The following is a 17,532-nucleotide window of genomic DNA, read 5'->3' as shown; positions in this document are numbered from 1 at the left end:
GCTGGGCAGGACGAACATAACCCCAGCACAACACACCCAAAAACCACCCATCCCACCCCCAAAAAAGCACACATTTTGTCGCTTAAGTCGACACGCCGAGAAAAGCACACATTTTGTCGCTTAACCCATATTCTCTTTGCTAATTACACCCGTATGGCTTAAACCCATTCTATTTGGGAAGAGCGTCAATAAATTTAGGGATTATAAAAGCCCCGGGTGCTTACTGAAGTAGAGGCACATCGGGGCGTTCAGTTAAAGGATAGCATGAAAATATGAGCAACGAAATTAGAAATGAAACTCATGGAGTTTTGGCTGGTTTTCCGCAACCTCGTTTAGAACCGTTTCTTAGGGCCGCTGAGGGTGACGAAGCGAAGGCTCTTGATCTGTACGTGTGGAATACCCAAATGGCGGGGGCTGCACTAGAGCAGATTTCACACCTTGAGATCCTACTTCGCCATGCCATCGACACTCAGCTATCAAAGAGAGTGCGTGAGGATACAAGAAAAATTCCTTGGTTTCTCTTACCCCCATTTTACTCCGCACAATCGCAAGCAATCGACAAGGTTCGAGAAAGGCTTCGTTCCGAAGGAAAGGAAACTCGAGATCAAAATGTTGCTGGATTGTCTTTCGGTTTCTGGTCCGGTTGGATGGGGGCAAAGCATGAGGAGTTATGGCGTGAGACTCTGCACAACGCTTTTCCTGGGGCAGGGCTCCGCAAAGATGTCACCGTATTAGCTGAACAGATTCGTAAATTCCGCAATCGCGTTGCCCATCATGATTCTCTCTTAAATATCGATGTCGGTTTTGAAATGCGGGCAGTATTCAGTCTTGCCGAGATGATAAACAAAGATGCCGCGGACTGGATGAGAACGGTGGACCGGACGCGCGACATGGGTATTAAAAAACCAATATCCCCGTTGGATACCGTTGTTGTCCCCTCTGCACAGGCAAAACTTGATGACGGTCCGCTTAACGCGTACATATGCCAGCCTGGGCGCTTTTTTCAAGAAGTAGGCCACATGGCTTTCTATGAGGGGCGAGAAATTGGGGTTGATGTGCCATGTATCAAGGCCCGTTATGACAATGTCCTTTGGAATGAGACAGAAGCGGATCGCCTTAAGCTAAGTGAGAAAAAGGAAGACAAAAAATTGGGCAAGGTGATGGCTTCTAGTCTCGAAAAGGGGTGGTCACCGGGTAAGTACCAAGTATTTCTCCTGTCTCGGGCTGGTGATCCCGATCATGTAGCCCTCGAGAAACCCCTCCAGAATGACCGCGCGGGAAAAGGGTCTGCCTTTGTAAATAAGCAAAGGTACACCAGTGTTCACCGGTTGCGTCACGCTGAAAACGTTTGGGATCTCTAAGCACATCCGTTTGTATTTTTAGGGCACACGCCAGCGGCACATGTCGGCCTCGCGCTCTTCTCGGTGTCTCAGTGGACACTCTCGAATTCAACGAGACGAAGTCCAGCAGGGTTTAGAGATAGGGGGACGGGGCGATGGTGACCTACACCGGGCAGCGCGTGGGGTACATGCGCGTGAGTTCTACAGACCAGAACCTCGACAGGCAAAGCCTCGCGATAGGCGGCTGCGACAAGATCTTCTCCGATAAAGCCTCCGGCAAGGGCGTAGACGGCCGCCAGGGGCTTCGAGAGGCCTTGAACTACCTCCGGGAGGGCGACCTGTTCGTTGTGGCCTCTATGGACCGTTTAGCGCGTTCCCTGCGTGATCTGGAGTCCATCGTCACGCGACTAACCGATGATGGCGTCACACTCCACTTCGTGAAAGAGGACCTCGTCTTTCGCCCGAACTCCGAGGACCCCTACGCGCGCTTCCAGCTCCACCTGATCGGTGCCGTGGCAGAACTCGAGCGCTCATTAATTCGCGAACGCCAGCGCGAAGGGATCGAAGCAGCAAAAGCTCGAGGCGTCTACACCGGGCGAGCGCGCGTCCTCACCGACGAACAAGCCCGCGAGGCCAAGGCCCTCGCCAAACAAGGCATGACCAAGAAAGCCCTCGCCCAGAAGTACGGGATCGGCCGCTCACCCCTCTACCGATACCTCGCGCAAACCGAAGAGACGGAACACCCCTCAGATACGCACCACGCTTAGTTACCGACGGAGGCGAGCGAGCGCACCGCTACCCCCCATCATTTCCCGCTGATTACCACTTACACGCCGAAGCGGGGGCGATTTTTTAAGTGGTCGGCAACTTAGCCTAATCAGATGTTTCCCCTCAGGGGCCTCTAGGCGGCACTCCTGATGCCACCCCCGCATCCCTCCACCCGCTCACTGGCACCCGCTAGCTGTACGGACCGGAGACGTTGATCGATGGGACCGGCATCAGCCGACCATGTGCAGGGCGATTGATTCCTTGACCTGTTCGATGAACGCCCGAGTCGCCGACCAGTATGTGGCCGGCACTGAGCTGCGTCAGCCATCGCGGTGCGACGACCACTCCGCTGCCGTCCAGTTCAGTGGTGGTCGAGGCGGCGTCGACGCTGACCTCGCCCCGCTGCGGCCATGAGATCCCAGCGCCGCGCTGACCTGGTGGCATAGAGAAGGACCACCCTCGACAGAAGCGGCGCCGAGGGTGGCGGGCGCGACCTTACGCTGTGAACCGGTGCACAACCAGAGCCATCGAGTGACCCCCAAGGTCAGGTGGCGCCCCCTCGATGGCGGCGCGGCACCCGGAGCCTAGGAGCCAAGCTGGCCAGCGTCCGGCGAACCGCGAATTCGCCCCGCGACAAGGCCGCGCCGGATGGCCGCCCTCGGACCGCGACGCTGTGGCTGGCGAGGGAGCGGACCAGGGTCAGACCGAGGAGAGCGCCCTTGCCTTGATCTGGTCGAACTCCTGCTGGGTAATCGCTCCCGAGTCGAGAAGGGCCTTCGCCGAGGCGATCTCATCGGTCGGGCTCGATCCGGCGGAGCCGCCGGCGACGGACTTGATGTACTCATCCTGCCGCTGCTGGAGCTCCTGGTGCGCCTCGACCGCGCGGTCGGTCATCCCCCGACCTCGAACAAGCAGGTACGCGAGCATTCCGATGAACGGCAGCACGACGATGAACACCACCCACAGCGTCTTCGCGAAGCCGCCGAGGTCCTTGCTGCGGAAGAGATCTCCGAAGATCCACCACAGGGACATGAACCATGCGAAGAAGATGAAGAACTCGAACATGGCGAGTAGGAATGAGCCGTTGTCGTCGAACATTTGCTGATTGCCTCCTGACTGGATGGACGCTGGCCGAGCGGTCCACGCGGACCCCAGCGCACGACGGTTAGGAACAAGGACGTGCCCGGGCCGTCGCCGAACCATGTTAGCAGCTCTTCCTCACCAAGCGTGGTAGCCGGGTTGCGACGCGCTGACCGGGTTGGGCTGGTGAAGACGGGCCTGGGACTCCACGATTCGTAGCGACCAAGCAACGGATCGAGAGGAGTCCCAGGTGAGTGTTGAGGCTACCGTCCTGCCCGCTGCGATGCTCGGCATCTCGGGGTTGGTGGTGCTTGCCGCCGGTGAGTACGGCGGTGAGCTGGAGCTGTTGGTGGAGACCTCCGAGTCGGTGACCGGGTGCCCGCGGTGCGGGGTGGTCGCGGTGGCCCACGGCCGGCGTGAGCATCTGGTGCGTGACATCCCCTCGGCGGGGCGGCCGGTGCTGCTGGTGTGGCGCAAGCGGCTGTGGCGGTGCGCCGAACCGGCGTGCCCGCAACGTACCCGGTCTGAAGCGTCCTGGGTTTAGTTCCTACCTCTGCTAAGGAAGGATTGGCACTCTAGTGGCTGCGGGTTGGATGAGCTTTCTTCCTGGTTGGGGCTGAACGCTGCAGCATCCCTCCTTGGTTTGAGCGCCCTGCATGTTCGTTTACTTGGCCGTGACGGAAAGGTGAAGCTGCGGTCCGCTCCTGATGGGATTGAAGTGGAGACCGCCTCTGTTCTTTCCAGGCTTTCGGACGCGATACGGAGCCGGGAGGTCTTTGCGCGTCACGCCGCCCATCCTGATGAGCTTGTTGCGTCGTCAGTTGCATCGCTATCTGCGTAACGTTATTACGCATGGTTCTTCCAGCACGGCTCACTATCTACTGCGCGACACACTCTGTGCTGCGGGGAAATCGAAGTGCGAAACCGCCGGCGTGGTTTAGGCCGGGTAGCATGCACCATCTCGTTGCAGAACAAATAACGCAGTAGCACGTTCGCACCGTGTCCGCCGCCATCGCCCAAGGTAGTCCAGTTTTTGCGCTCTGCGGAACGGTGTTCGTGCCGCGTCAAGATCACAAGAAACTTGCCGCGTGTCCTCGGTGCATGCGCATTCAGGGTCTACTAGAACAATCCGAATCGAAATAATGAAGGTAAAAATGCACATCTACTTCTCCTCCGTCTACGGTTCCACGAAGCAGTATGCCGAGGAGCTCGCGCGTCGCCTCAGCACGACCGCGCAGGAGATACTCAACCACGCTGAAGTGCCCGACACGGCAGCAGAGGGCCCCATCATCGTCCTGGCCCCAGCGCACGGCCCGATGAACGCGGCAGCCAAGTTCGTAAAGTCGCTCCCGGAAACAACGATCCAGGCCCGCCCCACCTGTGTGGTCGTGGTCGGCATGACGCTAGACCATGTAGTCCGAGAGGCAGACCCCACGGCGGAACTGCTCGGCGACCGGGCGGACCAGGTACAGCGTTTCTACCTCCCGGGCCGACTGAATTACTCGGAGCTCACCACTGCGCACCTGGGCGTGATGCGCGGGATCATTGGCGCGCTCAAGTTGAAGCCGCGGAAGTCGGAAAACGAGCGCTCGATGATCGAGATGTATAAGAAGGACACCGATCGCGTCGACCTCTCGCGCCTCGACGAGATCGTGGCGTGGGCGGAAGTAGCCAAAGGCGCACAAAACAATTAAAAAATATATCGAAACAATTTGTCTACCAGTCAAAACGTCATAAACAAACCCCAAAACCCGTCCTATCTCTTTCCGATATCTTTTCCGGTTCAAAAATCGCGCCAAAAAGAATTCCCTGGGGAAATTCGTTGCGGGACCACGAGCGTCGGTCGTCGATAAGCAATAGTCCCTGACCGCGCCGGGCCTACTACACTGCTTAACTATGACTGACGCGACCCCGCACCGCTATTCCGCAGAGCTGGCCAACGACATTGAGCAGAAATGGCAGTCGTACTGGCGCGAGCACGGCACGTTTAACGCCCCCAACCCGGTCGGCGACCTGGCCACCGGCGAGGAGCTCCCGAAGGAGAAGCTCAACGTCCAGGACATGTTCCCGTACCCCTCGGGCGCGGGCCTGCACGTGGGCCACCCGCTGGGCTACATCGCGACGGACGTGTACGCGCGCTACAACCGCATGCTGGGCAAGAACGTCCTGCACACCCTGGGGTACGACGCGTTCGGTCTGCCTGCGGAGCAGTACGCCATCCAGACGGGTACGCATCCGCGCACGACCACGGAGAAGAACATCGACAACATGACCCGCCAGCTGGACCAGCTGGGCCTGGGGCACGACAAGCGCCGCTCCGTGGCAACGACGGACCCGGAGTTTTACAAGTGGACGCAGTGGATCTTCCTGCAGATCTACAACGCCTGGTTCGACGAGGAGCAGCAGAAGGCTCGCCCGATCGAGGACCTGGTGCGCGACCTCATGACCGGCGCGCGCACGACCAAGGACGGCCGCAACTTCCGCGACCTCACCACGGCGGAGAAGCACCAGGCTATCGACGAATTCCGCCTCGTTTACCTCGACGACTCGATGGTCAACTGGTGCCCCGGCCTGGGTACCGTGCTGGCCAACGAGGAGGTCACGGCGGAGGGCCGCTCGGAGCGCGGCAACTTCCCGGTCTTCCGCAAGCGCCTGCGCCAGTGGATGATGCGCATTACTGCCTACTCGGATCGCCTGCTCGAAGACCTTGACCTGCTGGACTGGCCGGACAAGGTGAAGAGCATGCAGCGCAACTGGATCGGCCGTTCGCGCGGCGCGGAGGTCAACTTCGACTCCGCCGCGGGCGACATCACCGTTTTCACCACCCGCCCGGACACGCTGTTCGGTGCCTCCTTCGTCGTGCTCGCTCCGGAGCACGAGCTTGTGGGCGCCCTCGTGGCCGACGCCTACCCAGAAAACACCGACGAGCGCTGGACCAACGGCCAGGCCACCCCGCGCGAGGCCGTGGACGCCTACAAGCGCTCCATCGCCGCCAAGTCCGACGTGGAGCGCCAGGAGAACAAGGACAAGACCGGCGTCTTCCTGGGTACCTACGCCACCAACCCGGTCAGCGGCGAGCAGGTCCCCATCTTCATCGCGGACTACGTGCTCACCGGCTACGGCACGGGCGCCGTCATGGCGGTGCCGGCGCACGACGACCGCGACTACGAGTTCGCCACCGCCTTCGGCCTGCCGATCATCCCGGTGCTGGACGGCGACGTCTCCGAGGAGGCCTTTACCGGCGATGCCACCCACATTAACTCCGCCAACAACGATGGCCTTGACCTGAACGGGTTGGGGAAGGCCGAGGCGATTGAAGCGGCGCTGCGGTGGATCGTCGAGAAGCACAAGGGCGCAGAGAAGATCCAGTACAAGCTGCGCGACTGGCTGTTCGCCCGCCAGCGCTACTGGGGCGAGCCGTTCCCGATCGTGTACGACGAGCACGGCCAGGCGCACTCCATCCCGGAGGATCAGCTGCCGGTCGAGCTGCCGGACGTGGAGGACTACAAGCCGGTCTCCTACGAGCCGGACGACGCGGACTCCGAGCCCTCGCCGCCGCTGGCCAAGGCCAAGGATTGGGTCGAGGTGCGCATGGACCTCGGCGACGGCGAGAAGACCTACTGGCGCGACACCAACGTCATGCCGCAGTGGGCCGGTTCCTCCTGGTACCAGCTGCGCTACGTCGATCCGACCAACGAGAACGCCTTCTGCGACCTGGAGAACGAGCGCTACTGGACCGGCCCGCGCGGCGAGAACGACCCGGGCGGCGTGGACCTGTACGTTGGCGGCGTCGAGCACGCGGTGCTGCACCTGCTCTACGCCCGCTTCTGGCACAAGGTGCTCTTTGACCTGGGATTTGTTAGCTCCAGGGAGCCGTACCGCCGCCTGTTCAACCAAGGCTACATCCAGGCCTACGCCTACACGGACGCCCGCGGCGTGTACGTCCCGGCCGCCGAGGTGGAGGAGAAGGACGGCCGATTTTTCTTCGACGGAGTCGAAGTCAACCGTGAGTACGGCAAGATGGGCAAGTCGCTGAAGAACGCGGTCGCCCCGGACGACATCGCCACCGACTTCGGCGCGGACACCCTGCGCGTCTACGAGATGTCGATGGGCCCGCTGGACACCTCCCGCCCGTGGGCGACGAAGGACGTCGTTGGCGCGCACCGCTTCCTGCAGCGCCTGTGGCGCCTGGTGGTCAGCGAGGAGACTGGCGAGGCCAACGTCACCGACGCCGAACTTTCCGAGAACGACGCGAAGCAGCTCCACCGCACCATCGCGGGCGTGCGCGACGACTACGAGCACCTGCGCGACAACACCGTGGTGGCCAAGCTCATTGAGTACGTCAACTACCTCACCAAGGCGTACCCGCAGCAGGCCCCGCGCGCCGCGGTGACCCCGCTGGTGCAGATGGTTGCGCCGGTCGCCCCGCACGTCGCCGAGGAGCTGTGGGCCAAGCTCGGCCACGCCGACACGATCACGTTCGAGCCCTTCCCAACCTTCGACGAGTCGCTGCTCACCGATGACACGGTGGAGATTCCCGTGCAGATCAACGGCAAGGTCAAGGCTCGCATCAACGTCGCCGCCGACGCTTCCAAGGAGGACATGGAACAGGCAGCGCTTGACGACGCCCGCGTGACCGAACTCACCAGCGGCAAGCAGATCGTCAAGACGATCGTGGTGCCGGGCCGCATGGTCAACCTGGTGGTGAAGTAGGGAAGTCCTGTCCGTCCCCTGCCGAGGCGGGCGTTATCGGTGGGGCGGCTGTTATTATCGGCCGCATGACTACACCGAACAATGGAAACACCCCGGGCGACAATAGCCCGAGCGGGGACTCCCCGTACGGCTACGAGCCGTACCCCGACAACCCGGCGGGGAGCCACCCGGAGAACACTGGCTCCTCCGCGTGGAACCCGGACAGCGCCGGCTCCGCCGGCACCACCGGTTCCGGTCAGTCCGACTTCGGCCAGAACAGCGCTGACGCCTACGGCGCGAACGGCTACGGTTCCAACGAGTACGGCTCCAACAGCTACGGCGCCAGCGGCTCCAACACGTACGGCCAGGGCGGCTTCGGCCCGAACGGGTACGAACAGTTCGATGTGAACGCCGCGGCTGGTGCCGCCGGCGCGACCGCGCTGCGCTACCACGGCCAGGAGCTCACCGACGGCACCTACGGCGACGGCGCGACCCCGCACCCGATCAATGACCCGGCCAACAACGGCTGGACGCACACCAAGGGCAACGGCAAGCTGAACATTACCGACGCGTTCTCCTGGGCCTTTAAGACCACGTTCTCCAACTGGAAGCTCTGGATCGTCCTCGGCCTCATTGCGTGTGCGTGGCAGTGGCTCACGATGATCGTCCCGACCGGCGTACTCGGCATTGTCCCGTTGTTTGTGTACCCGGTGTTCTTCTCTGCCGCGCTGCAGCAGACGCTGGCCCGCTCGTTCGGGTGGGGCGACATCAAGACTCCCGCGTACGGGAAGACCCTGGGTGTTCTGGCGGTCTTTTTTGCAGTTGTTACCGTCGGCATGTTTGTGTTCCTCACCATTGGCATGGTTGCCGGCTTCAGCAGCGTGGACCTCAACGCATTGCCAGAGAACCCGACAAGCCCGGAGGACTTCGAGGCGCTGCTTCCCCTGCTCGGCCCGCTCCTCGGCTCCATGGGCCTGCTCATGCTCATCGCATGGTTCGTATCTCCGTTCCTCATGATGACCGTGTGGTACGCCTCTGAGAACAACGGCTCCTTCGGTCAGGCGTTTAGCAAGGGCTTTGCCGACGGCAAGCGAAACTACCTGCCGCTGCTGGGGCTGGCTGTGCTTGCTGGCCTGCTCAGCTTCGTGGGCTACGTCCTTGCGTTCCTCGGCATGATCATTGCCACCCCGGTCGTGCTCCTCGCGCAGGCGCACGCGTACCGCCAGATCTCCGGCGGCCCGGTCCCGGTGGAGGACGAGTTCCCGGCGCAACTCTAAGCGTTTAACCCCGCACCGCCCCGCGCAGCCCACCGGCTGCGTGGGGCGTTCGCTATGTATCACTCACATTGCATTGTGATACAACGCTCACTTTCTGGTCGCGCAATGGTCCGCACCTTGTTACGCTCCGAACCATGACGAGACCGGAATCCCCGTACGGCCCCGATAACAACCCCGATAACAACCCAGCGTTCCACGGCTACGACCAGTACCCCGCGACCGGTTCGAACGCACCGCAGCCCAGCATCCTCTCCCATTCCGTGAACGCCATGAAGTTCCACGGCAAGCGGCTTATTGACGACACCTTTGGCGACGGCCGCACCGCGCACCCCATCAACGCCCCTGAGCGCAACGGGTGGATCCACATGAAGGGCACCGGCAAGCTCAATATCGGCGAGGCGCTCACCTGGGGTGTGAACACCACGTTTTCCCGCTGGAAGTTCTGGATTCCGTGCGGGCTCGGGCTGCTGTTGGCCTTGTTGGTTGGCCTGATCCCGTTCGTCGGGGGGCTAGTCGTAGCCGCCTTGTACCCGCTCTGCATCTCCTTGGGGCTGAAGCAGACGCTGGTGTACAAGAACGAGACATCGGAGCAGGGCACATCGACCTTCTGGGTGACACTCGGCATGTATGTGCTGACCGGGATCATGTCGCTTGGCGCCCTCGCGCTGATCGTCGCCATTGCTGAGCTGCTGCGCCTGGCCACTGGCAATCCTGCGCCTCCTCTACCTGCGGGGTACCCGGTTGTGGAACCGGAGTTGACCCCCTTTGACTACGTCGCCTTCTTCTTGTTCTTGGCCACCCTGCCGTTCTTCTGTCTGCAGGTCTGGTACGCGGCGGACAACGGCGCCGATTTCGGCGGCTGCATCGTCAGGGGGTTTAAGGCGGCGCAGCGCAACTACCTGCCGTTGCTGGGGCTCATCGTTGTCTCGTTCCTCATCTTCGTCCTCGGCGGGGTAGCGGTGGGCGTCGGCCTCATCGTCGCGGTGCCCGTCATCATCCTCACCTGGGCGCATGCCTACCGGCAGATCTCGGGTGGCCCGGTGCCGTCGAAAAGCACGCTCTCTGTACGCTAACGGTGCGCTAACGGTAAAGGGCTGAGGTCACGGATTGGTATCGGCCCCAAACATTTCCCCCAATCGCTGCTAGTCTCAGGCGCATGAGCACCCCGAATGGTGGGCAGAGTCCGTACGCGGAGCACAGCAACCCGCCGCCGATGCAGCCCGCGGGCGGGCTGCGCCTCCTGCCCGCCTACGCGTGGGCGGTGCGAGCCTGGGTAACCAACCTGATCATCTGGGGTCCGCTGAGCCTCATCTGCTTCATCGGGTTGTCAACGCGGTTTTGGCAAACGTTCGCTCTCCTGGCGGTGCCGGTGTTGATTTCGCTCGCGATGCAGCAAACCACGGTGCGGCGACTCAAGCTCGATGAGATCAGCGTGCCCGGCTTTGCCAACCTCCTGGTCCTCGCGTTCCTCTTCGGGCTCTTTGTCGGCGGCTTCGCCATCACCTTGTTCTTCGTGTTCCTTGGCGCGTCGATGTGGAGGTTCGACCCGAGCGGGCATACGCCGGAACAGCCCTGGTACGAGGCCGGCACGACATACGTCTTGCTCGGTGGCGTACTCATCTTCACCGCGGCGACAGCCTTCGTCGCGTTCGTCCCGTTCGCCGCGGCGGACGGCCGCACCAGCTTCGGCTCCGCGGTCACACTGGGCCTACGCGCGTCGGTGCGAAACTGGTTCAAGGTATTTATCGCGGTCGCCGCCCCCTACGCCTTGATGATCGTGGCGGTGTGGAATGATCTCACCATGTTCCCCGGCTCCAGGTACCTCACCTGCGGCGTCGCCGCGCTCGTCTTCCCGCTCCTGTTCCTCGCCCTCGCACACGGGTACCGCCAGGTCACCGAGGGCTTCCCGCTTATCGACGCCACCGCCAACCCCCATGACCGCTAACCCCAAAACCATCAACGCCCGCGCCGCCTTCGAGTGGTCGATCCGCACCGTGCTGAACAACTGGGCGATATGGGTGCCGCTCACGCTCGTCGCCTTCCTCGCGTGGGTCGTCCTGTGGGTCCTGCTGCAGTTTTATGGCCACCTGATCGTGTTCATGCTGGCGTCGGCCCTGTTTGCCATCGTCGCCCTGCAGCAGACGCAGCACCCCCGGCTGCGCCTGACCGAGCTGGAGTTCCCCCGCGCCTTCCAGACGCTCGGCGCGACGGCGGTGGTGGAGCTCGTCGGATTCCTGTGCTTCGCCCTCTGGCTGGGTATTGCAGCCCCTTCCTTCGCCGCGCTGGTGGACCCGTACGGCGAGAGACCACACACCCCGCTCTACACCGACCCGGCCGCCTGGTTCATCCTCGGCGGATTCGTGGCCTTTGTTGTGCTCGCGCCCCTGTGCAGCTTCCTGCCCCTCGCCGCCGCTGACGGCCACGGCCTGCTGGCCGCGACGAAGCGCGCCGCCGCGAACTGGCTGCGCCTCATGGCCCTCGAAGCCTTGTCCCTGCTCACCCTGCTCATCGGCGCAGTCTGCATCGGCGTCGGGCTGCTGGTGGCGGTGCCGATCGTCGTGTGTGCGTTCGCCCACGCGTACTGCCAGGCCGTGGGCCGCACAGTGGAGGAGCCCACAGAGCCGACAGCACCGACAGAGCCCACAGAACCAACAGAACCCGAAAAACCCACACCCGCCCCCACACCAGCCCCCGACGAAAACCCGTACGCCCAGGCCAGCAACACGTACCTCGACCCGCAGGCCTGGCCCACCGAACCCGGCACCGGGCGGGTCCGAGTGGGCCGCGCGTTCTCCTGGGCGTGGGCCGCGTTCACCGGAAACTGGGTCACGTGCGTGCAGCTGACGTTCGCGTTCCTCGTCATCAGTGTCGTGGCTGGCAACCCGCTGCTTTTCATCGTTGCGCTGTTCCTCTTCCCCGCCGTGTGGTTTGTCGTGGTGGTCCCGTTTGCGGTGTCGGCGGCGCTGCGGCAGACGGACCGCATCACGTTCTCGATCGGGGAGGCGAAGCCCCTGCACTTCGCGCAGACCGTGGTGGTCGGGCTGTTCGCCGCCGCGATTTCGTGGCCAGTGCCCTCCGCCGTGCACCGGGCGCTTCACCAGACGTTGCCGTGGGACGTGCCGGAGGGGACGCCGATGGGTCCCATCATGCTGGGCATCGGTTTGCTGTGCTACCTTGCCGTATCGCCGCTGTGGGCGCTCATGCCGTTCTTCGCGGCGGACGGCAGCGGGATCGGCCAGGCGATCGGCCGCGGGTTCCGGCGCGGCGTGCGCAACTATTTCCCGCTGCTCGCCCTGGCGCTGGTGTGCACGGTCCTCAACATTCTCGGCACCGCGGTTCTTGGCCTGGGCCTTTTGGTGACGATCCCGCTCTCACTGCTGGCGTACGCCCACGCGTACCGGGAGGCGTCGCGGGGACCGGTTCCCGTCGATAAGCACAGCACATACCGCAGCAGAAATTAATAGGGGACGTACCCGTGCAAACCCTGGGAACTTTGGTAGCGTGCGGTGTATGCAGGAGGAACATTCACGCGCGGGCACGGTCCGCATCCGCCCGGCGCTGACGTGGGGGTGGGCGGCGGCGACGTCCAACTGGCGGCTCTGGGTCCCATGTACCGCCGTCGCGCTGCTCATCACGGCGGCCAGCCTCGCGCTGTGCTACTACGTCACGCCGCTGGTCGTCGCGGCGCTCGTGATCCCTTTCGCCACGGTCACGGCGCTGCGCCAGACCCGCGAGCGCGCCCCTCGCCTGCGAAAGATGACCACCCTCTTGTACAAGGAGACGCTGCTCACCGCGCTCCTCGTCGTCTTCGTGTTCGTCGCCTGCTTCACGCTCTGGTCCACGGTCGTGGCGTTCTCCGGCAGGGTGGACGGCTTCTTCCCGTCCGGCGCGCTGTGGCTGGGCGGCGGCGCGATCGTCCTGCTCAACGTGCTCGCGCCGTGGCTGACGCAGATCATCTACTACTCTGCAAGCGGCATGACCATGTGGGACGCCACCCGGCCCGGTGTCGTCGCGGGCTCGCGCAACTACGCCCCGCTGCTGGGGCTGGCGGTGCTGCTCACGCTCCTCAACGCCGCAGGCGCACTGCTCGCCGGCGTCGGCCTGCTGGTCACGCTGCCGGTGGCGCTGCTCGCGTTCGCGCACGCGTACCTGCAGGCCTCGGGCGGCCAGGTCCCCAGCAACCACGCAGCCAACCCCCAGTAGCAGGGCAATGCGGGGCGCTAGTGTTGCCCAGGTGAAAATCTCGCCCGCCCTGTACACGCTGAGCCTCACGGTCGCGGCCGCCTTCGTGCTCGCCTTCACGGTGGGCAAGGCCTACATTTCCGTCCCCGGCCTGTGGGACGCCGCCGCGCACCAGATCCAGCAGATCCGCCTCGACCCTTTCGTCTCCTTTCAGCACTACCGCGTGTGGTGGGGCCCCTGGTTTAACCTCTTTGGCAACCTCGCCCTCTTTGTGCCTGTGGGCTATATCGCCTATCGACGCTCCGTCGCCGCCACCACCTGCTTCTGCTTCCTCGCCAGCCTCACCGTCGAGTCCCTGCAATTCCTCCTCGCGGCGGGCTACAGCGACATGGACGACCTCATCTTCAACACCACCGGCGGCCTCATCGGCGCTGCCGCCGCCTCCCTGCACAAGTCGCCCACCGCGATGTGGTTGTTCAACGCCTGCGCCGTGGTCATCCTCGTGCCGTATCTTTCGCTCGGCGCGAACCAGCTGGCCGCGTTCATCGCCTAGGGTAGGGGGCATGAGTCAGGACACGCAGCGCGGTTGGTTTACGCGCCGGGTCTTCCCGGACGGCACCGAGCCGGACCCCCGCTTCACGCTTGCTAACGAGCGCACCTTCCTCGCCTGGACCCGCACCGCCCTCGCGTTTCTGGCCGGGGGCATCGCGCTCGAGGCCTTCGACCTGCCGGGGATCGACCCCGCCACGCGCTCCATCATCGCCGCCGTGATCGTGGTCATCGCGATGGCGATCTCGCTGGGCGCGGCGGTGCGCTGGGCGCGCCTCGAGCGCGCCCTGCGGCACGGCCGCCCCCTCCCGGCCCCGGCGATCGTGCCCGTCCTCGGCGTGGGCATCTTCCTCGCCGCCGTCGTCGTCCTGGTCAGCCTGACCTGATGGGGCAGCAGACGCGGCCGATCCCGCTCGCGGACCCCGGGCTGCAGGCCGAGCGCACCTCCTTGAGCTGGGGGCGCACCGCCCTGGCCATGCTCGTCTGCGCATCCGTGCTGCTGCGCTGGTCCAGCGCGTACCCGGGCGTCATTTTCACCGTCATCGTCCTGCTCACGGTGATGGGCGCGGTGACGATGCTGCTGCAGCGCCGCGCGTACCGGCGCGAGGCGATCCACCTGGCCAACGAGCGCTCGGCGCCGAACACGGTGGGCGTCGCGGCAACCACGCTGGCCATGTGCGTGCTCGGCGGGTTGGGGCTTTACGTGGTGCTGGCGGCTGCGTGAGCGTCGATTAGCGAGCCCCCGGGTCAATCACCGCGAGCAACTCCTCCGTGATCACGTTGACGTCGCCCATCGCGTAGATCCCGCCTAGCACCATGAGGGTGTCCAGCGTGTGCTCCGCCATCGGTGAGGCCCCGGACGAGTCGGTGCTGCGCAGCACCTCGACGGTCTGCCGCCACACAAACGGGGAGAAGTAGTCGGCGAACACCGCGTGGATCATCGCCTCGTGGCCGGCCAGGGACGGATTGTTGAGGAACCGCTCGCCGGCCGCGGTGCGCACCAGGTTGGAGCCCTCCTGGGCCACGAGGCCGAGCTCCTCGAGCAGCACGCGACCCAGCTGGACCGCCTCCCACGTGTCTTCTCGCGGCTGGGTGGGGTAGACCGGCAGCCCCAGCATGCGCACGAGCTCGCGCACCACGGCGACCTTGAGGTTGCCGCGCACCGTAAGCGGTGCCTCCGGCCCGAGCACCTCCAGGTACTGCGCGAGCACCGGCGAGAATCCCTTCGGGGCGTGCATGTCCGCGGACCTCGGGCCGGGGACCTCAGCGCGTTCCACGCCGAACGCCTCCATCGCCGCGTCGACGCCGCCCATCTCGGCGATCGTGCGATCAAAAAACTCCGAGAACGCCTCCACGAGCACCGGGTTGTCCTGCGCGTTCGGGTCCGTCTCCAGGATTTCCTGCAGGTCCGGGCGGTCGTCGAGGAACTTGTGGATCAGCTCGCGCATTGGTGTCGCCTCCGGCTCGTCCCCGAAGCCCGCCGCGAACCCCTGCTCGAAGGCGTCATCAAAGGAACCGGGGTCGAACGTATCGGCATCGAACGGCCCACCGGGGAGCCCACCCAGGTTGGTGCCCAGCTCCTCGCTGACAAAGCCCATGCGGGTGGCCACCGCCACGGGGTCGACCACGCTGAGCCGGTCCAGCATCCGCTCCGGCGTCATCACCGGCAGGTAGCTGAGCAGCAGGGGCGTGACCTCCATGTTCGGCGGCAGCCCGGCGGCCAGGTTCCGCGCCTCCTCGTGGAAGCGCGTCATCATCTCCGGCCCGTTTGCGGTCTCCACCACGTCCGGCCCCTGCGCGTGGATGAGCAGGGGAGTGGGCCCCTCCAGCTGCGACTCGCCGAGCCGCCTGACGTGCACGTTCCAGTTGGCGGCCGGGTCGTAGACGTACAGCATCGGCGGCATCTCGCCCACGGTCATGGAGGTCATGGACCGCTCCCCGGCGCCCGGGTTCTCGGCGTAGACCTCGTTGTCGGCGGAGTGCTCCCCCTCCTGGTGAATAAACAAGTGACCGGCCACCCCCGAAAACCCGAGTGATGCGTCGATAATCTGCGCCAATCGGCTCAGATCAATGTGTGGTTCCACGTTGACACACCGGCTGATCTCGGGCTGGGACCCCTCCACGGTGAACAGCATTGTGATGATCATGCTCTTCACCTTACGTGGGCCCGGCCACCCTTACCCGCTAATGGCCGCACCGCCACGACACGAAGCGCGCCGCGCACAACCCCCAGTGCAGCACCAGCAGCGCGGGGAGCATCGTCGCCACCGCGTTCATCCAGTCGATGCCCCACGCCTGCGCGAGCGTGTAGCCGCCCATCCCGATCGCGCCCGTGGGGAAGGTGGAGGCCCACCACGCCGGCGAGTAGTCCACCCACCGGGCCACGGCGGGGTAGAAGTGCCACATGGCAAACAGCATCATCGGCACCGCCAGCGCCACCAGCGCGCTGCCCACGAGGATCTCCGCGCGGGCGCCGAAGAGCAGGGCGATTGCCGACGTCGACTGCCCCACCACCCCAAGCGGAATCCACGTCGTCGCCGCGCTCGGACCGCTGATGTCTGCCTCCCCGCGCAGCGCGGCCACGTACACGCGGGCAAAGACCGGGTAGGCGGCGAGCACCGACATAGCCATGAAGACAATGCCCAGCACGGCGTAGCTCCGACTGCCCGTCAGCGCGCTGATTGTCCCCGCCGTATTGGACGCCATGATGGGCCCGACCAGGGGCAGCCCCCACGCAAAGTTGGGCACCCCGGAGAACCTGCGCAGCTGGTTGAAGTAGGCCACCACGCACAGCGGCGCGCCCACCCAAAACCCGAGCAAGATGCACCACTCGGCGCCGGTCAGCTTGGTCCACGCGGTGCCCAACGCCATCGTGCCGATGAACCACATCGCCCACGGAGCCATGAGGTCCTGGCGGAAGCGGGGGCTGCGGTAGACCAGGAAACCGCCCAACAGCACCAGGAAGATCAGCGCGCCGAGCACCGCGAACACCCAGGCCACGGCCGGGTAGCCGCTGGTGACCATGAGCGTGGCCATCAGCGAGGTGCCCATCACGCTGCCGCCCCATGCGGGGCCGGGCGGCGGGAGCGTGCCGCGCACTTACTCGGAAGGACGGGCTGCGCCTGCGCGGTCCGCCGGGTTGCCGCCGAGGAGCACCGCGTACGCGCGCTCCTGCGAGGTGTTCGCCACCGCGTGGGTGGACGCGCCCGCCTGCGTGCGGCCGCAGGACCCGGCCGGGACCGGGGTGTTGTCGTACTCAATGCCGCCCGAGCAGGCGACGACACCGTACTCCAGCGCCTCGTCGCAGGTGAAGGCGACCTCCGCGCCGGGCTCGAGCGCGAGCACCACCGCGACCAGCGAGTCCGGGGTGGGCAGGGGGGAGGTCTGGCCGAACAGCGAGCCGGCCACGACGCGCGCCTCCCCGGAGACGCGCGTGGTCACGGAGCGCAGCGTGAACGGCTCCGGGGTAAACGGCTCGGCGCCCCCAGCTGCCCCCGCAAACTGCAGCGCCAGCTCGCCGTAGCGCAGCTCGCCGTCGGAGAGTTCGGCGGAGGCGGCGGCACCCAGCGCCTCGGGCGCCTGCGGTACCTCGATGGAGCGCCACGCGCCGACTACGTTGCTCATCTCAGTGCTCATACAGGTAT

18 protein-coding genes are annotated in these 17,532 nt (G+C 64.5%); 14 read left to right on the top strand and 4 right to left on the bottom strand.

All coding sequences use genetic code 11. From position 1 onward, the window contains the following. The first annotated feature begins 272 nt into the window (after window positions 1–272). Window positions 273–1,361, top strand: a complete 1,089-nt coding sequence (locus OVO38_RS10995; RefSeq protein WP_267208499.1) for a hypothetical protein — start codon at window positions 273–275, stop codon at window positions 1,359–1,361. Window positions 1,362–1,495: 134 nt separating this feature from the next. Further along, the gene (locus OVO38_RS10990; protein WP_095553809.1) at window positions 1,496–2,107 is read left to right on the top strand and encodes a recombinase family protein; all 612 of its coding nucleotides are present in this window, start codon (window positions 1,496–1,498) and stop codon (window positions 2,105–2,107) included. 700 nt (window positions 2,108–2,807) lie between these two features. Here the strand turns inward: OVO38_RS10990 and OVO38_RS10985 are convergent. Beyond that, window positions 2,808–3,206: an SHOCT domain-containing protein gene (locus OVO38_RS10985; RefSeq protein ID WP_095553808.1), complete on the bottom strand. Its 399-nt coding sequence runs from the start codon at window positions 3,204–3,206 to the stop codon at window positions 2,808–2,810. Window positions 3,207–3,438: 232 nt separating this feature from the next. Here OVO38_RS10985 and OVO38_RS10980 point away from each other — a divergent pair, with 232 nt between their 5' ends. The 12 genes from OVO38_RS10980 to OVO38_RS10930 all read left to right on the top strand — a co-directional run bounded on the left by OVO38_RS10980 (window position 3,439) and on the right by OVO38_RS10930 (window position 14,612). After that, the gene (locus tag OVO38_RS10980) at window positions 3,439–3,732 is read left to right on the top strand and encodes a transposase family protein (RefSeq protein ID WP_095553807.1); all 294 of its coding nucleotides are present in this window, start codon (window positions 3,439–3,441) and stop codon (window positions 3,730–3,732) included. Between the two features lie 455 nt (window positions 3,733–4,187). Next, on the top strand, window positions 4,188–4,331 hold the full coding sequence (locus OVO38_RS12495) for a DUF3039 domain-containing protein (RefSeq protein ID WP_095553806.1): 144 nt from the start codon (window positions 4,188–4,190) through the stop codon (window positions 4,329–4,331). An 11-nt stretch (window positions 4,332–4,342) separates the two neighbouring features. Further along, complete coding sequence (locus tag OVO38_RS10975; protein ID WP_095553805.1) at window positions 4,343–4,882, top strand: flavodoxin domain-containing protein; 540 nt, start codon at window positions 4,343–4,345, stop codon at window positions 4,880–4,882. A 202-nt stretch (window positions 4,883–5,084) separates the two neighbouring features. After that, window positions 5,085–7,901: a leucine--tRNA ligase gene (gene leuS, locus OVO38_RS10970; RefSeq protein WP_267208498.1), complete on the top strand. Its 2,817-nt coding sequence runs from the start codon at window positions 5,085–5,087 to the stop codon at window positions 7,899–7,901. 65 nt (window positions 7,902–7,966) lie between these two features. After that, window positions 7,967–9,157, top strand: a complete 1,191-nt coding sequence (locus tag OVO38_RS10965; RefSeq protein WP_267208497.1) for a hypothetical protein — start codon at window positions 7,967–7,969, stop codon at window positions 9,155–9,157. A 134-nt stretch (window positions 9,158–9,291) separates the two neighbouring features. Beyond that, a complete protein-coding gene (locus OVO38_RS10960; RefSeq protein WP_095553802.1) occupies window positions 9,292–10,230 on the top strand; it encodes a hypothetical protein in 939 nt (312 codons plus the stop codon). Window positions 10,231–10,313: 83 nt separating this feature from the next. Beyond that, a complete protein-coding gene (locus OVO38_RS10955) occupies window positions 10,314–11,102 on the top strand; it encodes a hypothetical protein (RefSeq protein WP_267208496.1) in 789 nt (262 codons plus the stop codon). Then, complete coding sequence (locus OVO38_RS10950) at window positions 11,092–12,618, top strand: hypothetical protein (RefSeq protein ID WP_267208495.1); 1,527 nt, start codon at window positions 11,092–11,094, stop codon at window positions 12,616–12,618. The genes OVO38_RS10955 and OVO38_RS10950 overlap by 11 nt, the downstream gene beginning before the upstream one ends. A 49-nt stretch (window positions 12,619–12,667) precedes the next feature. After that, entirely contained in the window at window positions 12,668–13,360 is a 693-nt protein-coding gene (locus OVO38_RS10945) for a hypothetical protein (RefSeq protein ID WP_095545650.1), read from the top strand. A 31-nt stretch (window positions 13,361–13,391) separates the two neighbouring features. Beyond that, entirely contained in the window at window positions 13,392–13,892 is a 501-nt protein-coding gene (locus tag OVO38_RS10940) for a VanZ family protein (protein WP_167457448.1), read from the top strand. Window positions 13,893–13,902: 10 nt separating this feature from the next. Continuing rightward, window positions 13,903–14,274 (top strand): YidH family protein, encoded by a 372-nt coding sequence (locus tag OVO38_RS10935; RefSeq protein WP_095553798.1) that lies wholly within the window; start codon window positions 13,903–13,905, stop codon window positions 14,272–14,274. Further along, the gene (locus OVO38_RS10930; protein WP_095555622.1) at window positions 14,274–14,612 is read left to right on the top strand and encodes a DUF202 domain-containing protein; all 339 of its coding nucleotides are present in this window, start codon (window positions 14,274–14,276) and stop codon (window positions 14,610–14,612) included. Before OVO38_RS10935 ends, OVO38_RS10930 begins: the two co-directional genes overlap by 1 nt. A gap of 7 nt (window positions 14,613–14,619) precedes the next feature. On the opposite strand, the gene OVO38_RS10925 is transcribed toward OVO38_RS10930, so the two are convergent. The 3 genes from OVO38_RS10925 to OVO38_RS10915 are packed head-to-tail and all read right to left on the bottom strand — an operon-like array spanning window position 14,620 to window position 17,524. Then, the gene (locus tag OVO38_RS10925; protein ID WP_095278390.1) at window positions 14,620–16,035 is read right to left on the bottom strand and encodes an IS1096 element passenger TnpR family protein; all 1,416 of its coding nucleotides are present in this window, start codon (window positions 16,033–16,035) and stop codon (window positions 14,620–14,622) included. A gap of 37 nt (window positions 16,036–16,072) precedes the next feature. Then, on the bottom strand, window positions 16,073–16,987 hold the full coding sequence (locus OVO38_RS10920) for a hypothetical protein (RefSeq protein ID WP_233126980.1): 915 nt from the start codon (window positions 16,985–16,987) through the stop codon (window positions 16,073–16,075). Continuing rightward, window positions 16,988–17,524 carry a hypothetical protein gene (locus OVO38_RS10915; RefSeq protein ID WP_095555624.1) on the bottom strand — a complete coding sequence of 179 codons (537 nt, stop codon included), beginning with the start codon at window positions 17,522–17,524 and terminating at the stop codon, window positions 16,988–16,990. Between the last annotated feature and the right edge of the window lie 8 nt (window positions 17,525–17,532).

It is taken from the genome of Corynebacterium sp. Marseille-P8863 (assembly GCF_946902955.1).
GTDB lineage: Bacteria > Actinomycetota > Actinomycetes > Mycobacteriales > Mycobacteriaceae > Corynebacterium > Corynebacterium gottingense.
The sequence above is the reverse complement of the archived record's forward strand: the minus strand, read 5'-3'. Positions and strand labels throughout refer to the sequence as shown.

Coding starts and splice junctions, on each gene's coding strand:
- OVO38_RS10935 (WP_095553798.1), top strand. CDS start 13,903: ATGAGTCAGGACACGCAGCGCGGTTGGTTTACGCGCCGGGTCTTCCCG.
- OVO38_RS10930 (WP_095555622.1), top strand. CDS start 14,274: ATGGGGCAGCAGACGCGGCCGATCCCGCTCGCGGACCCCGGGCTGCAG.
- OVO38_RS10960 (WP_095553802.1), top strand. CDS start 9,292: ATGACGAGACCGGAATCCCCGTACGGCCCCGATAACAACCCCGATAAC.
- OVO38_RS10990 (WP_095553809.1), top strand. CDS start 1,496: ATGGTGACCTACACCGGGCAGCGCGTGGGGTACATGCGCGTGAGTTCT.
- OVO38_RS10955 (WP_267208496.1), top strand. CDS start 10,314: ATGAGCACCCCGAATGGTGGGCAGAGTCCGTACGCGGAGCACAGCAAC.
- OVO38_RS10975 (WP_095553805.1), top strand. CDS start 4,343: ATGCACATCTACTTCTCCTCCGTCTACGGTTCCACGAAGCAGTATGCC.
- OVO38_RS10945 (WP_095545650.1), top strand. CDS start 12,668: ATGCAGGAGGAACATTCACGCGCGGGCACGGTCCGCATCCGCCCGGCG.
- OVO38_RS10950 (WP_267208495.1), top strand. CDS start 11,092: ATGACCGCTAACCCCAAAACCATCAACGCCCGCGCCGCCTTCGAGTGG.
- OVO38_RS10925 (WP_095278390.1), bottom strand. CDS start 16,035: ATGATCATCACAATGCTGTTCACCGTGGAGGGGTCCCAGCCCGAGATC.
- leuS (WP_267208498.1), top strand. CDS start 5,085: ATGACTGACGCGACCCCGCACCGCTATTCCGCAGAGCTGGCCAACGAC.
- OVO38_RS10995 (WP_267208499.1), top strand. CDS start 273: ATGAGCAACGAAATTAGAAATGAAACTCATGGAGTTTTGGCTGGTTTT.
- OVO38_RS10915 (WP_095555624.1), bottom strand. CDS start 17,524: ATGAGCACTGAGATGAGCAACGTAGTCGGCGCGTGGCGCTCCATCGAG.
- OVO38_RS10965 (WP_267208497.1), top strand. CDS start 7,967: ATGACTACACCGAACAATGGAAACACCCCGGGCGACAATAGCCCGAGC.
- OVO38_RS10985 (WP_095553808.1), bottom strand. CDS start 3,206: ATGTTCGACGACAACGGCTCATTCCTACTCGCCATGTTCGAGTTCTTC.